The organism is Streptomyces sp. NPDC013457, assembly GCF_043089925.1.
GTDB lineage: Bacteria > Actinomycetota > Actinomycetes > Streptomycetales > Streptomycetaceae > Streptomyces.
The window spans coordinates 159,720-174,613 of the sequence record NZ_JBICBL010000004.1 but is presented as its reverse complement, the minus strand read 5'-3'; the positions used below and the strand labels follow the sequence as shown (position 1 = coordinate 174,613).

The following is a 14,894-nucleotide window of genomic DNA, read 5'->3' as shown; positions in this document are numbered from 1 at the left end:
GGAAGGTGCACGAGTGTCCCGCCGCAGAATCGGCTTCTGGTACCGCCTGGCGGCGGTCATCGCCAAACCCCCACTGGTGGTTCTGTTCAAGCGGGACTGGCGCGGAACGGAACACATTCCGGCCGACGGCGGATTCATCACCGCCGTCAATCACAACTCGTATCTGGACCCGCTGTCCTACGCGCATTTCCAGTACAACACCGGACGTGTCCCGCGCTTTCTCGCCAAGGCCGCCCTCTTCAAGGGCTCGTTCGTCGGCACCATGCTCCGCGGCACCGGACAGATCCCCGTCTACCGCGAGACGACCAACGCCCTGGACGCCTTCCGGGCCGCCGTCGACGCCATCGAGCGCGGCGAGTGCGTCGCCTTCTACCCCGAGGGCACCCTCACCCGCGACCCCGAGATGTGGCCCATGGCGGGCAAGACCGGCGCCGCCCGCGTCGCGCTCCTCACCAAGGCCCCGGTCATCCCGGTCGCCCAGTGGGGCGCCAACCTCGCCATGCCGCCGTACGCCAAGGAGAACAAGCTCAGCCTGTTCCCGCGCAAGACGCTGATCGTGCAGGCCGGTCCGCCCGTCGACCTCTCCCGTTTCCACGACCGGGAGCCCACGCCCGAGGTGCTGCGCGAGGCGACCGAGGTCATCATGGCGGCGATCACGTCGCTTCTGGAGGACGTCCGGGGCGAGAAGGCGCCGGCCGAGCCGTACGACCACCGCAGGGCGCGTCTTGAGCAGCGGCGCAAGGCCGCCGGGGAGGGCACGAAGTGACCAAGGCAGCCGTATTCGGAACCGGGTCCTGGGGTACCGCCTTCGGCATGGTGCTCGCCGACGCGGGATGCGACGTGACGCTCTGGGGCCGCCGCGCCGAGCTCGTCGAGGCCGTCAACACGACCCGCACCAACCCCGACTACCTCCCGGGTGTCGAACTCCCCGCGAACGTCAGGGCCACCACCGACCCGGCCGAGGCCGCCCAGGACGCCGACTTCACCGTCCTGGTCGTCCCCTCGCAGACCCTCCGCGCCAACCTCGCCGAGTGGGCCCCCAAGCTGGCCCCGCACACCGTCCTCGTCTCGCTGATGAAGGGCGTGGAACTCGGCACCGCCGAGCGGATGAGCGAGGTCGTCATGGAGGTCGCCGACGTGCCCGCCGAGCGCGTCGCCGTCCTGACCGGTCCCAACCTGGCCAAGGAGATCGCCGCCCGGCAGCCCGCCGGTGCCGTCGTCGCCTGCGCCGACGAATCGGTCGCGCGGCGGCTCCAGACCGCCTGCATGACCCCGTACTTCCGCCCGTACACCAGCACCGACGTGGTCGGCTGCGAGCTCGGCGGCGCCGTCAAGAACGTCATCGGGCTCGCCGTCGGCATCGCCAACGGCATGGGGCTCGGTGACAACTCCAAGGCCACCCTCATCACCCGCGGCCTCGCCGAGACCACCCGGCTCGGCCTCGCCATGGGCGCCGACCCGCTCACCTTCTCCGGCCTCGCCGGCCTCGGCGACCTGGTCGCCACCTGCTCCTCGCCGCTCTCCCGGAACAACACCTTCGGCACCAACCTGGGCCGCGGGATGACCCTGGAGGAGACCATCGCGGCGACCAAGCAGACCGCGGAGGGCGTCAAGTCCTGCGAGTCCGTGCTCGATCTGGCCCGTCGCCACGGGGTCGACATGCCGATCACCGAGACGGTCGTCTCGATCGTCCACGAGGGCAAGCCGCCGATCGTCGCCCTCAAGGAACTGATGTCGCGCAGCGCCAAGTCCGAGCGCCGCTGAGGCTCGCGCCGGGGCGCCCGCTAGCCCGGACGCGCGCGGCGGGCCGGGGCTCTTAAGCGGATCGAACACGCAAGGTACGCTCAACGCGATATGAGCGAGAACACCCAGAGCCCCCGCAAGCCGCGCGTGGCCGTCGTCTTCGGCGGACGCAGCTCCGAGCACGCCATCTCCGTCGTCACGGCCGGCGCCGTCCTCAAGGCCATCGACCGGACCAAGTACGACGTGCTGCCCATCGGCATCACCACGGACGGGCGCTGGGCGCTGACCGCCGACGCCCCCGAGCGGATGGCGATCGCCGAACGCACCCTGCCGAACGTCGCGGACCTCGCCGAATCCGAGCAGGGCGGCGTGGTCCTCTCCGTCGACCCGGCCAACCGCGAGGTCGTGTACGCGGAGCCCGGCTCCGTGCCCAAGGCCCTCGGCGAGGTCGACGTCGTCTTCCCGATGCTGCACGGTCCGTACGGTGAGGACGGCACCCTCCAGGGCCTCCTGGAGCTCTCCGGCGTCCCCTACGTCGGCGCGGGCGTGCTCGCCTCCGCCGTCGGCCAGGACAAGGAGTACATGAAGCGGGTGTTCACCTCCTTCGGGCTGCCCGTCGGCCCGTACGAGGTCATCCGGCCGCGCGAGTGGGAGCAGAGCCCCGCGGCAGCCCGCAAGAAGATCGTCGAGTTCGCCGCCGACCACGGCTGGCCGCTCTTCGTGAAGCCGGCCCGTGGCGGCTCGTCCATGGGCATCACCAAGGTCGACGACCTCTCGGGCCTGGACGAGGCCATCGAGGAGGCCCGGCGTCACGACCCCAAGATCCTCGTCGAGTCGCTGCTGCGCGGCCGTGAGATCGAGTGCGGCGTCCTGGAGTTCGAGGACGGCCCGCGCGCGAGCGTGCCGGCGGAGATCCCGCCCGTCACCGACCACGACTTCTACGACTTCGAGGCCAAGTACATCGACTCGGCGTCCGGAATCGTGCCCGCGCCGATCGGCGACGAGGCCACCGCCGAGGTCCAGCGGCTCGCGGTCGCCGCGTACGAGGCCGTCTCCTGCGAGGGTCTGGTCCGCGCCGACTTCTTCCTGACCGAGGACGGCGGGTTCGTGATCAACGAGATCAACACCATGCCGGGCTTCACCCCGATCTCCATGTACCCGCGCATGTGGCAGGAGAGCGGCGTCAGCTACCCCGAGCTGGTGGACCGCCTGATCCAGGCGGCCCTCACCCGCTCCACGGGCCTGCGCTAGCGGAAGTCGCTAGTCGCACTCCGGTTCCAGTGCGCAGGGCACGGCCTTCTTCACGGGGGCGGCGAGATCGACGAGCGGTCCGATGTCATGGGCGAACCGCTCGTCGAGGCTCACCTCGATGTACGTCTCGCGATACACCGAGGTGAACCGGGGGCCGTCGCCCTCCCGCTGCTCCAGCATCCAGCGCACGCCGTCCGCCGAGACGCCCTGCGTCTGCGGATCGCTCATCTTCTCGGGCCGGGGGACCCCGCAGCGCAGTACGATCGCCGCATCCCCCCACCCGGCGGTCAGCTCGGAGTCCGGCTCAGGATCGTTCCGCTCCAGCTCCGCCACGGTGTCGGGAAGCTCCTTCGCCAGAGCCTGGCAGAGGGTCGCCTCCCCGGCCGGCGGGCTGGGAACCGGGATCGAAGCCTTCGCGTCCGTGGAGGAGCAGCCCGCGGCGGTCAGCAGCAGCAACGCTGCCGCGACGGCGGCGGGCAGGCCGAAAGGCCGGTGAGAAGACATCACCGGCCAAGGGTAGACGGGGGCTACAGATGCACGACCGGGCAGGTCAGGGTCCGCGTGATGCCTTCCACTTGCTGGACCTTGGCGACCACCATCCGGCCGAGTTCGTCGACCGTGTCGGCCTGGGCGCGGACGATGACGTCGTACGGTCCCGTCACGTCTTCCGCCTGGATCACTCCCGCGATCTTGGAGATGGTCTCGGCGACGGTCGACGCCTTGCCCACCTCGGTCTGGATGAGGATGTACGCCTGTACCACGGAACCTCCAGGGCGGCCACGAGGATCTTGTGGGAGAAAGAGACGCCACGGTACCGCGTCGCCGCGGGCCGCGGGGAGACCTGCGTGCCCCGAGGCGCCCACAGTGTGGCGTAGACAAGACAGCAGTTGACGGTCTAGACGGTTCCTCATTGACGGTACCGCACGACAACACGAGGTGAGACGCGGTGAAGGGCACAGTAGGAGAGTTGGGGGAGTTCGGGCTCATCAGAGAGCTCACCTCCCGGCTCACCTCCACCCCGGCGGTGCGGATCGGACCCGGCGACGACGCCGCGGTCGTCTCCGCACCCGACCGGCGCGTGGTGGCCAGTACGGACATCCTGCTCGAAGGACGTCACTTCCGCCGCGACTGGTCGACGGCGTACGACGTCGGCCGCAAGGCCGCCGCGCAGAACCTCGCCGACATCGCCGCCATGGGCGCCGTCCCGACCGCTCTCCTCCTCGGCCTGGTCGTCCCGGCCGAACTCCCGGTCACCTGGCCCACCGAGCTGATGGACGGTCTGCGGGACGAGTGCCAGGTCGCGGGCGCGGCAGTCGTCGGCGGCGACGTCGTCCGCGGCGACACCATCACCGTCGCCATCACCGCCCTCGGCGACCTGCGCAACCACGACCCGGTGATCCGCGGCGGAGCCCAGCCCGGCGACGTCGTCGCGTACACGGGCTGGCTCGGCTGGTCCGCGGCCGGCTACGCGGTGCTCTCTCGCGGCTTCCGCTCCCCGCGCGCCTTCGTCGAGGCCCACCGGCGGCCCGAGCCGCCCTACCACGCGGGCCCCGCGGCCGCCGGGCTCGGCGCCACCGCCATGTGCGACGTCAGTGACGGGCTCATCGCCGACCTCGGCCACATCGCCGAGGCCAGCAAGGTCCGCATCGACCTGCGCTCGGGACTCATCGACATTCCCACCCAGATGAACGACATCGGCCAGGCCGTGGGTGTGGACCCGTTGCAGTGGGTGCTCACCGGGGGAGAGGACCACGCGATCGTGGCCACCTTCCCGCCGGACGTGAAGCTGCCGGCCCGCTGGAAGGTCATCGGCGAGGTCCTGAACCCCTCCGCGCTGCCGCAGGTCACCGTGGACGGTGCGCCCTGGCACAGCAAGGGCGGCTGGGACCACTTCGGGGGCCACGAGTGACGGCGCCGCCGCTCGTCCTGACCGTCGCCGGATCCGACTCCGGCGGCGGCGCGGGCATCCAGGCCGACCTGAAGACGATGCTCGCCCTCGGCGTCCACGGCATGAGCGTGATCACCGCCGTCACCGCGCAGAACTCCCAGGGCGTGCGAGGTGCCTGGGAGCTCCCCGAGGAGGCCGTGCGGGCCCAGTATCGCGCCGTCGTCGACGACATCGGCGTCCAGGCCGTCAAGACCGGCATGCTGGCCTCCGCCGGGCTGGTCGAGACGGTCGCGGAGCTCCTGGCCGGGACGGACGCGCCCGTCGTCGTGGACCCGGTCGGCGTCTCCAAGCACGGCGACCCGCTGCTCGCGGCCTCGGCGCTGGACTCCGTACGGACGAAGCTGCTGCCGGCCGCCACCGTCGCCACACCCAACCTGGACGAGGTGGCGCAGCTCACAGGCGTACGGGTCGGCTCGGAGGCGGATCTCCGGGAGGCCGCGGCCGCGATCCTGTCGTACGGGCCGCGCTGGGCGCTCATCAAGGGCGGGCATCTCGACGGGGACGCCGTGGACCTGCTCACCGACGGCGACGAGGAGCACTGGCTGCGCGCGCCGCGCCACGACAACCGGCACACCCACGGCACGGGCTGCACCCTCGCCTCGGCGGTCGCGTCGGGCCTCGCGAAGGGCCTCGCCGTACCGGAGGCGGTGCGGGAGGCGAAGGCGTACGTGACCGGGGCGATCGCGGCCGGCTTCGCGCTGGGCGCGGGGATCGGCCCGGTGGACCACGGCTGGCGCTTCCGCGTCTAGCGGGCGCCGGGCACGGCAAAAGGCCGGTTCACCAAGGTGAACCGGCCTTTCAAGGCAACCGCAGGGGCTGCGCTACGACGAAACGTCGGCGTTAGCGCGAGACCTTGCCGGCCTTGATGCACGAGGTGCAGACGTTGAGCCGCTTCGGCGTCCGACCGACCACGGCACGCACACGCTGGATGTTCGGGTTCCAGCGACGAGACGTACGGCGGTGCGAGTGCGAAATGTTGTTGCCGAAGCCCGGCCCCTTGCCGCAGACGTCGCAGTTGGCAGCCACGGGTCACTCCAAAGACTTCAGATTTACAGTGAAATCCGGCGCACCGGAATCAGAGTTCTGAAGTGGCTTGCCGGGGGAATGGCCCGACTCTCGCCGGGCAACCGAAGCAGCATACAACGGCTGCTCCCGTAGAACGAAACTACCACGGACATCGCGGCCCCCGCCCCGGCCCCAGGTCACGAGCGGGTCTACCCTGCGGTGAGCTCACCGCATAAGGCCGCCTAGCAGGAGGATCACCAGTTGCCGCAGACCGCGCAGACCCTGGACGCCGCAGCGGTCCGATCCTGGTGCGTACGGGCGCTGGACGCGCTCGGCCGGGAGCGCGAGGAGATCGACGCGATCAACGTCTACCCGATCGCCGACGGGGACACCGGCACGAACCTGTACCTGACGGTGGAGTCCGCGGCCCAGGCGGTGGAGGCGGTCTTCGCGGCGGACGATCCCGACGCGGGTGAGGCCGTACGCGCCATGGCGCACGGCGCCCTGATCGGGGCCCGGGGCAACTCCGGGACGATCCTCTCGCAGCTGCTGCGCGGCATGGCCTCTGTGCTCGCCGACGGGCGCGACGGCGAGCACCTCGCCCGGGCCCTCGCGGCGGCGGCCCGCGCGGCCCGGGAGGCCGTGGCGCACCCGGTCGAGGGAACGATCCTGAGCGTGGCGACGGCGGCGGCGGACGCGTGCGGGAGCGGCGGAAGCCTGGTGGCGGTGGCCAGAGGGGCGTACGAAGGGGCCAGGACGGCCCTGGAGGCGACCCCCGGACAGCTGGCCGTCCTGGAGCGCGCGGGGGTCGTGGACGCGGGCGGACGGGGTCTGGTGGCGGTCCTCGGGGCGCTGGTGGAGGCCGTGTCGGGCGAGGCGCAGCTGCGCCCGCCGACGCGCGCGGTGCCCGCGTCCTCGGCGGAGGACTGCGCCCCGAGGGGCGGCCCGGCCTTCGAGGTGATCTACCTCCTGGAGGCCGAGGACGCGGCCGTGGACCGGCTGCGGGCCAGGCTCGACGGGCTCGGCGACTCCTTGGTCGTGGTGGGCGGGGACGGGCTGTGGAACGTGCACGTCCACGTCGACGACGCGGGGGCGGCCGTGGAGGCCGGCGTGGAGGCGGGTCGCCCGTACCGGATCCGCATCACGCACTTCGCGGGCGCCTCGGAGGCCCGGGAGCGGCTGCAGCGCGCCGTCGTGGCGGTCGTACCGGGTCAGGGGCTCGCGGGCCTGTGCGCGGAGGCGGGCGCGACGACGGTGCTGGCCGGGCCGGGGGCGCCGCCCGCGAGCGGGGACCTGGTCGACGCGATCCGGCGGGCCCACGCGCGCGAGGTCGTGCTGCTGCCCAACGACACCGACCTGCGCCACACGGCGGGCGCGGCGGCCGAGCAGGCCCGAGCGGAGGGCATCCGGGTCGCCCTGATCCCGACCCGGGCGGCCGTCCAGGGCATCGCGGCGCTGGCCGTCCACGAGCCGGACCGGCGCTTCGACGAGGACGTCGTGGCGATGACGGCGGCGGCGGGCGCGACCCGCTACGCGGAACTCGCCGTCGCCGAACGCCAGTCGTTCACCTCGGCGGGCGTCTGCCAGGCCGGCGACGTCCTCGGCCTGATCGAGGGCGACGTGGCGGTCATCGGCCAGGACCTCGCGGAGACGGCCCGCACGGTCCTGGACCGCATGCTCTCGGCGGGCGGCGAACTGGTGACCCTGATCGTCTCGGACGAGACGCCGCCGTCCCTGTCGGACTCCCTGGAACGCCACGTCCGTGAGACGTACCTGGCGGTGGACACGGCCACGTACCACGCGGGCGCGGGAGCCCCACCCCTCCTGATCGGCGTGGAGTAGCCGACGGCCCGAACTCTCTGCGCGGCGCCGCGCAGGGGGCTCGGGCCGTCGTGGCGCCCCGTTCCCGTCAGGGGGTCGCCTCCGCGCGTTCCAGGATCGACTCCGCCTGCGCCCGGCGTTCCGGGGCCGGCGGGTCCTCTGTCGTGGCGTACTCCGCCAGAACCCCACGCGCCAGCGTCACCGCCCGCGACGGGTCGTCCAGGTCCAGGAGGAGCCAGGCCGACAGGAGCTCGGCGGCCGTGCGGCGGTCGCGGTGGGCGGGGCCCGCCTCGGTGAACGCCGCGACCGCCCGCCTCGCGTACGACAGCGCCGCCTCCGCGTTCGTCTCCCCGAGCAGCTCCGCCGCCTGGAGGTACGTGTCCCCCCGTGCCACCACGTCCGCCCCGCACGCCTCGACCGCCGCGTCCATCAGCGCCCGGCCCTCCCCGTCCGCGCCCGCTATCCAGGCCCGGACCCGCAGCGTCCGCACGTACGCCGCCGTGTCGCCCAGCGCGCTCCACAGCTCGCCCGCCCGCTCGTACGCCGCCGCGGCCTCCGGCCGCAGCTCCGCCGCGAGCAGCGCCTGCGCCGCCAGGTTCGCGAGCATCGCGTGGTCCCGCTGCTCCGGCCACGCCTTCGCCAGCTCCGCCGCCCGCAGCCAGTGCTCGGCCGCCGTCCGCGGCTCGTCCAGCTGCATGAGGCAGTCGCCGAGCCACCACAGCGTCTGGACGACCATCCCGTCGCCGTGCTCCTCCACCGAGACGTCCGGCAGCACCGCCTCCAGGATCGCGGCCGCCTCCTCGACCCGTGACTCCCGCAGCAGCCAACCGCCCAGCTGGTGCCGGGCGTACGCGCCGATACCCCGGCTCTCGCCCGCCTCGTCGGCCCAGTGCGCCGCCTCCAGGGCGTGCGCCGCCGCCTCGCCGAACCGTCCCGCCTCGGCGAGGACTTCGGCCAGCTGGAGCCTGAGCCGGGTCTGCCCGGCCGCGTCGGCGTGCTCGGCACCGTGGTCGAGGGCCGCCCGCGCCGCCCGCTCGGCCGTCTCCAGGTCACCCGTGTGCAGGGCGATCCGCGAGAGCCGGACCTCCGGTTCCACCGCGTACCAGGGCATCGCGACCCGGTGGTAGAGCTCCGCGGCGTACCTGTACCGCCGGGCCGCCGCCTCCGCGTCCCCCTCGTGCGCGGCCAGATCGCCCCGTACGGCCTCGGCCTCGGCGATCCGGTCCGCGACCAGCGGATCGTCGGTGTACGGCGCGGTGAAGGCCAGCAGCTCGTCCACGGCCCGCGCAAGCTCCCCGGCACCGTCGTGGCCGTCGTGGCCGTCGCCGTCGTCCGGATGCAGCCGCAGCAGCCCGATGCGTACCCGGCTCAGCAGCGCCCCCGCCGCCTGCCGGGGCGTGGCCGCGCCCTCGGCGTGCAGCGCGAGCACCCGGCCGATCGCCTCGTCGACCCCCTCCGCCGCCTCCGCGACCCGGCCGTCGAGCGCGAGCGCGTACGCCGCCCTGGCCCGGGCGGCCGCCGCCTCACCCAGGTCGCCGGCCGACTCGTAGCCCTCCGCCGCCCGGTGGAACAGTCCGGCCGACTCCGCGGGACCGCGGTCCATCGCCATGGCCCGGTGGTCGTCCAGCTCGGCCCGGCCGAGCGCGTCCAGGTCGAGCTCGGCGGCAGCCACAGCCGCCCACGCGGCGCGCGCGGCCGGATTCCGCTCCGACGACAGCCGGCGCGCCCGCGCCAGCAGGTCGACCGGCTCCGCCGCCGCCTCGGGCACGCGCGCGTGCGCCGGCCTCGGCACCGGACCCGCCGCCCGAACGCCCAGCGGCAGCCGGTCCAGGAGCGGCTCCGCGTCCATCCGGGCCCGTACGAGCTCGCCGACCCGGCCCGTCCCGTTGCGCTCGTCGAAGCGACGGGCGATCGCCAGCGCCTCCACGCGCGCGTGGGCGGCCAGTTCGGCGGCCGTCCACGGCGCGTCCCCGTCCCGCGCGGGCCCCGGGACGGACTGCCCGCCGAGCCCCAGCGCCACCAGCCGGTCCAGGAGCAGCGCCGTCACGGCCAGGAAGTCCATGTGGCTGTCCGGATCGCCGCCGTCGGTGAGGTACGCCGGCCGTTCCGCCAGGATCTCCAGACCCCGCGCCTCGTTCCCGGTCAGCGCGCAGAACTCGATGTGCTCCGCCGCGGCACCGCGCATGCTCTCCATCGGCCGCACCAGCCGGTAGCCCCGCAGATGGTGCGCGCGGGCCTCGTCGGTCCGGCCGAGCCGCACCAGCGGCAGCAGCGAGGAGGCGAGCACCGCGTGCGGCTCGTGCGCGCAGGTGTGCTCGCCCGTCAGGACCGGTGCCCAGGTCCGCAGGGCCTGCTCGTCGTCGCCGAGCTGCACCGACCACACGCCCTGCCCGTGCAGTTCGCAGGCGAGGCAGTCCGCCATCCGGTCCCGCTCGGCCGCCAGCCACGCCGCGTACGCCCGCCCGGCCCGCTCCAGGTCGCCGATGTGCCGCGCCACCCGGAACTCGCCCTGCCGGACGGCCCGTTCGGAGTGGCCCGCCAGCCGGTAGCGGTACTCCATCTCGCCGAGCCACTTCTCGATCGAGGCGAGCGGGATGTGCGGCTGGTCGAGCATGCCGCTGGAGACCCATTTGAAGACCCAGTGCAGGGAGTGCGTCTCGTACGCGTCGAAGTCCGCCGGGTTGTCGTCCCACATCCGCAGCAGCCGCGAGAAGGGCACGAACATCTTCGCCTTCTCGGAGCTGTAGTTGTACGCCTGGAGCTGATGGCCCAGCGCCTCGATGACGGCCAGCGGCTCGCCGATCAGCTCGGCCTCGGCGAGGAGCCGCTCGGCGCGCGCGTTGCGCGCGGGCCCCTCCGGCTGCTGGGCGTTGTCCCGCATCGCCTCGCGGAGGGCCTCGAAGGTCAGGGTCATGCGTCGTTCTCCCCGTGGTGTGCGGCCCAGGTCAGCAGCCCCGCGAACGCCCGGTTGAGCAGAGCCGAGTCCGCCGGGCGCAGCGGCCGCTGCGCCATCAGCAGGGCCTGCCCGTACAGCGCCTCGACGGCGGTCCCCGCCAGCTCGGGGTCGTCGAGCGAGCCGATCCGGCGGATCAGCGGATTCAGGTGGTTGAGGACCAGCCGGGCCCTCGGCGCGCTGCCGCGCAGCGAGCCGAGGATGCCGGCCCACAGGTCGTCCGCCCGCTCCTCGGCCTCCGCCCGGGCCTGCTCGTGGCGGGCCGCCCGGTCGTCCAGGTGCAGCGCGGGCACGGTCAGCGGGTGGAAGGAGCGCAGCGACACGTCGCAGCCCAGCGGGTCCAGTGCGGCGCGCGCCACCGCGAGGAACGACGAGAGGGCCAGCTCCTGCGCCGGGTCGACCGAGTCGAGATGCGCGGTGACCGTGTCGGCGTCGAGCTCCGCGACGACGGTGCCGGTACGGACCTCGGGGAGGCGCTCGACCAGCTCCGTGTCGTACGTGTAGCCGCCGTTGACGACGCCGATGCCCTGCGCGGTCGCGATCGCGGCGACCTGCCGGTACTCCTCGACGGTCCGGGTGTAGTGCACGACCGGATGACGGCGGGCGAACTCCTCCAGCGAGAGCCGGCCGTCCGTCGTCTCGAACGGCAGCCACGGCAGCATCGTCCGCAGCATCTCGCCGTCGTGCCGGGCCAGCGACTTCACCCCGAGGTGGTGCACGGCCAGGAACTCCTCCAGCCGCTCCGGGGCGCCGGCGGCCAGCTCGCCGAGCCAGTTCCGCACGGCGGCGCCCAGGGCGTCCCGTACGCCCGCCAGCGCCTCGTCCTCGTAGAGCGCCTCGCGCGACGCGGTCGGCCGCAGACAGTCCGTGTCGAGGACGCAGCGCACGAAGAACGCCCAGTCGGGCAGCAGCCCGTCGGCCCGGTCGGTGAGCAGCATGCCCTTGAGGTGGACCCGGTGGCCGGCGCGCTGGGCGGGGCTGACGGCCGACGGGAGGACGTACGCCACCCCCCGGATCCCGGCCAGCGGAAGATCCAGGTCGATCGAGTCGAGCGGAGAGAAGCCGAAGACGTCCCGGCAGTGCCCGGCGAGCGCGACCCGCCGGGCCGCCGGGCTCGGATACGAGCGGTCCCAGGGCGCGGGCAGATCGGTGACCGGCGCGTCCCCCACCCGTACTTCGTACGGGAGAAGCGAGCCGTACTCGCGGGCCAGCGCGAGCACCCGCTCCTCGGTCAGCCACTCGCCGGAACCGGGGCGCGCGGTGAGGTACACGGTGGTGCCCGGCTCGGTGCGCGCGCCGTCCGCAAGCGTGCGGACGGTGTACGAACCGTCGTCGCGGGCCGTCCACTCCACCGGCGGAGAGGCGGGCGTACGGGCGCTGCGGCTGACCACCCGGATCTCGGCGGCGACCACGAAACAGGCCAGCAGCCCGATGCCGAACTGCCCCAGGAACTCGCTCCGGGCGCTCGCGATGCCGGCGGCGTCCGCCCGCTTCGAACTGCGGCCGATCGTGGCCAGCAGGCTGTGGACGTCCTGTTCGGTCAGCCCGATTCCGCTGTCCTCGACGCGCAGGCTGCCGCCGTCCGCGCACAGCCGGACCCGCGCCGGGGCGTCCGGCTCTTCGGCACGGCGCGCCGTGATGGCGTCCACGGCGTTCTGCAGCAGTTCGCGCAGATAGACCCGGGGGCTCGAATAGAGGTGGTGGGAGAGGAGATCCACGAGTCCGCGCAGATCGACCTGGAAGGTGTGCGGTGTCTGATCAGCAGTCATCGTCGCTGCGCCGGTGGGGGAGAGACGACGGCGCGGGTCGGGCGATCCCGGCGGGCGGTGATCGCGGGGCGGCACGAGGGGAGACGCGTCATCCTAGGGGGCACGGAGCCGACGTGACCAGGAGATATCCGCAGCCTGCGGGACGGGTGTCAGTCCGGTGGTGTGCAATGGAACGCGTGCCAGTGCTCGACGAACCTCTGAAGAACCTCCTCGGCGCCGCCACCGCGAAGGTGATGGCCGAGCACCTCGACCTGCGTACGGTCGGGGATCTCCTCCACCACTACCCCCGGCGGTACGCCGAGCGCGGCGAGCTCACCGCCCTCGCCGACCTGCCGCTGGACGAGCACGTCACGGTGGTCGCGCAGGTGGCCGACGCCCGCGTGCTGACCTTCAACAAGGGCGGCCGGGGCAAGGGCCAGCGCCTGGAGGTCACCCTCACCGACGGCAGCGGGCGGATGCAGCTCGTCTTCTTCGGCCGGGCCGTCCACTTCCACCAGAAGGAGCTGCTGCCGGGCCGGCGCGGGATGTTCGCCGGCAAGGTCGGGGTCTTCAACCGCAAGCTCCAGCTCACCCACCCCGAGTACAAGCTCCTGGACGCCGAGAGCAGCGACGAGACGGTCAAGGCCTTCGCGAACGAACTGCTGCCGATCTACCCCGCCTGCAAGCAGCTGGAGTCCTGGACCATCGAGCAGTCCGTCTCCATCGCCCTGGACTCCCTGGCCGCCACCGGCTGGGCCGGGCTCGCCGACCCGCTGCCGCCGGCCCTGCGCGAGGGCCGCGGCCTCGCCGAGCTGCCCGAGGCGCTCCAGAAGGTCCACCGCCCCCGTACGAAGGCCGACATCGAGGACGCCCGGCAGCGGCTCAAGTGGGACGAGGCCTTCGTCCTCCAGGTCGCCCTCGCCCGACGCCGGCACGCCGACACCCAACTGCCTGCCGTCGCCCGCCGGCCCACCCCCGGCGGAATCCTCGACGCCTTCGACGCCAAGCTGCCCTTCACCCTCACCGACGGCCAGAGGAAGGTCTCCAAGGAGATCTTCGACGACCTCGCCACCGAGCACCCGATGCACCGCCTCCTCCAGGGCGAGGTCGGCTCCGGCAAGACGCTGGTCGCCCTGCGTGCCATGCTCGCCGTCGTCGACAGCGGGGGACAGGCCGCGATGCTGGCCCCCACCGAGGTCCTCGCCCAGCAGCACCACCGCTCGATCACCGAGATGATGGGCGAGCTCGCCCAGGCAGGCATGCTCGGCGGGGCCGAGCAGGCCACCAAGGCCGTGCTGCTCACCGGCTCCATGGGCGCCGCCGCCCGTCGGCAGGCCCTCCTCCACCTGGTCACCGGCGAGGCCGGCATCGTCATCGGCACGCACGCGCTGATCGAGGACAAGGTCCAGTTCCACGACCTCGGTCTCGTCGTCGTCGACGAGCAGCACCGCTTCGGCGTGGAGCAGCGCGACGCTCTGCGCGGGAAGGGCAAGCAGCCGCCCCACCTGCTGGTCATGACGGCCACCCCGATCCCGCGCACGGTCGCCATGACCGTCTTCGGGGACCTGGAGACCTCCGTCCTGGACCAGCTGCCCGCCGGACGCTCCCCGATCGCCAGCCATGTCGTTCCGGCGGCCGACAAGCCGCACTTCCTCGCCCGGGCGTGGGAGCGCGTGCGCGAGGAGGTGGAGAACGGACACCAGGCGTACGTGGTCTGCCCGCGCATCGGCGACGACGAGGACGAGAAGCAGAAGCGGAAGGCGTCCCCCGAGGACGAGGCCGAGAAGCGGCCGCCGCTCGCCGTACTGGAGGTCGCCGAGAAGCTTCGCGCGGGCCCGCTCGCCGGACTCCGCGTCGAGGTCCTGCACGGCCGGATGCACCCCGACGACAAGGACGCCGTCATGCGCCGCTTCGCCTCGGGCGAGGCGGACGTCCTGGTCGCCACGACCGTCATCGAGGTCGGCGTCAACGTCCCCAACGCCACCGCCATGGTGATCATGGACGCGGACCGCTTCGGCGTCTCCCAGCTCCACCAGCTCCGCGGCCGCGTCGGCCGGGGTTCCGCCCCCGGCCTCTGCCTCCTCGTCACCGAGATGCCCGAGGCGAGCCCGGCGCGCCAGCGCCTCGGCGCCGTCGCCTCCACCCTCGACGGCTTCGAGCTCTCCCGCATCGACCTCGAACAGCGCCGCGAGGGAGACGTCCTCGGCCAGGCCCAGTCCGGCGTCCGCTCCTCCCTGCGGATGCTCACCGTCCTCGACGACGAGGAGGTCATCGCCGCCGCCCGCGAGGAGGCCACCGCCGTCGTCCACGCCGACCCCGACCTCAGCGCCCACCCCGAGCTGCGCACCGCCTTGGACGCGCTCCTGGACAAGGAGCGGGAGGAGTTCCTGGAGAAGGGGTGACGGCACACCCCGCCCACCGGCCA

At 73.1% G+C, this 14,894-nt stretch carries 12 protein-coding genes; 7 read left to right on the top strand and 5 right to left on the bottom strand.

Features of this window, described 5'->3' with window-relative positions:
* Positions 1-13: 13 nt before the first annotated feature.
* The 3 genes from ACF1G2_RS12630 to ACF1G2_RS12620 all read left to right on the top strand — a co-directional run bounded on the left by ACF1G2_RS12630 (position 14) and on the right by ACF1G2_RS12620 (position 2,994).
* On the top strand, positions 14-766 hold the full coding sequence (locus ACF1G2_RS12630) for a lysophospholipid acyltransferase family protein (protein WP_391798264.1): 753 nt from the start codon (positions 14-16) through the stop codon (positions 764-766).
* Complete coding sequence (locus tag ACF1G2_RS12625; protein WP_391798263.1) at positions 763-1,764, top strand: NAD(P)H-dependent glycerol-3-phosphate dehydrogenase; 1,002 nt, start codon at positions 763-765, stop codon at positions 1,762-1,764. The genes ACF1G2_RS12630 and ACF1G2_RS12625 overlap by 4 nt, the downstream gene beginning before the upstream one ends.
* Before the next feature lie 90 nt (positions 1,765-1,854).
* Complete coding sequence (locus ACF1G2_RS12620) at positions 1,855-2,994, top strand: D-alanine--D-alanine ligase family protein (protein ID WP_391798262.1); 1,140 nt, start codon at positions 1,855-1,857, stop codon at positions 2,992-2,994.
* A gap of 9 nt (positions 2,995-3,003) precedes the next feature.
* On the opposite strand, the gene ACF1G2_RS12615 is transcribed toward ACF1G2_RS12620, so the two are convergent.
* Positions 3,004-3,498: a DUF3515 domain-containing protein gene (locus ACF1G2_RS12615; RefSeq protein ID WP_391798563.1), complete on the bottom strand. Its 495-nt coding sequence runs from the start codon at positions 3,496-3,498 to the stop codon at positions 3,004-3,006.
* Positions 3,499-3,521: 23 nt separating this feature from the next.
* Positions 3,522-3,755, bottom strand: a complete 234-nt coding sequence (locus ACF1G2_RS12610; protein WP_352190331.1) for an Lrp/AsnC ligand binding domain-containing protein — start codon at positions 3,753-3,755, stop codon at positions 3,522-3,524.
* A gap of 185 nt (positions 3,756-3,940) precedes the next feature.
* On the opposite strand from ACF1G2_RS12610, the gene ACF1G2_RS12605 reads away from it, so the two are divergent.
* The gene (locus ACF1G2_RS12605) at positions 3,941-4,903 is read left to right on the top strand and encodes a thiamine-phosphate kinase (protein ID WP_391798261.1); all 963 of its coding nucleotides are present in this window, start codon (positions 3,941-3,943) and stop codon (positions 4,901-4,903) included.
* Positions 4,900-5,691, top strand: coding sequence for a bifunctional hydroxymethylpyrimidine kinase/phosphomethylpyrimidine kinase (thiD, locus tag ACF1G2_RS12600; protein ID WP_391798260.1), 792 nt, complete (start codon positions 4,900-4,902; stop codon positions 5,689-5,691). Before ACF1G2_RS12605 ends, thiD begins: the two co-directional genes overlap by 4 nt.
* Positions 5,692-5,782: 91 nt before the next feature.
* Here thiD and rpmB read toward each other — a convergent pair whose 3' ends face one another.
* A complete protein-coding gene (gene rpmB / locus ACF1G2_RS12595) occupies positions 5,783-5,968 on the bottom strand; it encodes a 50S ribosomal protein L28 (RefSeq protein ID WP_003957616.1) in 186 nt (61 codons plus the stop codon).
* Between the two features lie 240 nt (positions 5,969-6,208).
* Here rpmB and ACF1G2_RS12590 point away from each other — a divergent pair, with 240 nt between their 5' ends.
* Positions 6,209-7,789 (top strand): DAK2 domain-containing protein, encoded by a 1,581-nt coding sequence (locus tag ACF1G2_RS12590; RefSeq protein WP_391798259.1) that lies wholly within the window; start codon positions 6,209-6,211, stop codon positions 7,787-7,789.
* 67 nt (positions 7,790-7,856) lie between these two features.
* Here the strand turns inward: ACF1G2_RS12590 and ACF1G2_RS12585 are convergent, their stop codons facing one another.
* Positions 7,857-10,682 (bottom strand): tetratricopeptide repeat protein, encoded by a 2,826-nt coding sequence (locus ACF1G2_RS12585; RefSeq protein ID WP_391798258.1) that lies wholly within the window; start codon positions 10,680-10,682, stop codon positions 7,857-7,859.
* Positions 10,679-12,490 (bottom strand): HSP90 family protein, encoded by a 1,812-nt coding sequence (locus ACF1G2_RS12580; RefSeq protein WP_391798257.1) that lies wholly within the window; start codon positions 12,488-12,490, stop codon positions 10,679-10,681. Before ACF1G2_RS12580 ends, ACF1G2_RS12585 begins: the two co-directional genes overlap by 4 nt.
* Positions 12,491-12,657: 167 nt before the next feature.
* Between ACF1G2_RS12580 and recG the strand changes: the two genes are divergently transcribed.
* Positions 12,658-14,871, top strand: coding sequence for an ATP-dependent DNA helicase RecG (gene recG / locus ACF1G2_RS12575; RefSeq protein WP_391798256.1), 2,214 nt, complete (start codon positions 12,658-12,660; stop codon positions 14,869-14,871).
* Positions 14,872-14,894 lie beyond the last annotated feature (23 nt).

Excerpts from the sequence above, each read along its gene's own strand:
- ACF1G2_RS12620 (WP_391798262.1), top strand. The coding sequence starts at position 1,855 with ATGAGCGAGAACACCCAGAGCCCCCGCAAGCCGCGCGTGGCCGTCGTC.
- ACF1G2_RS12615 (WP_391798563.1), bottom strand. The coding sequence starts at position 3,498 with ATGTCTTCTCACCGGCCTTTCGGCCTGCCCGCCGCCGTCGCGGCAGCG.
- ACF1G2_RS12585 (WP_391798258.1), bottom strand. The coding sequence starts at position 10,682 with ATGACCCTGACCTTCGAGGCCCTCCGCGAGGCGATGCGGGACAACGCC.
- ACF1G2_RS12580 (WP_391798257.1), bottom strand. The coding sequence starts at position 12,490 with ATGACTGCTGATCAGACACCGCACACCTTCCAGGTCGATCTGCGCGGA.
- recG (WP_391798256.1), top strand. The coding sequence starts at position 12,658 with ATGGAACGCGTGCCAGTGCTCGACGAACCTCTGAAGAACCTCCTCGGC.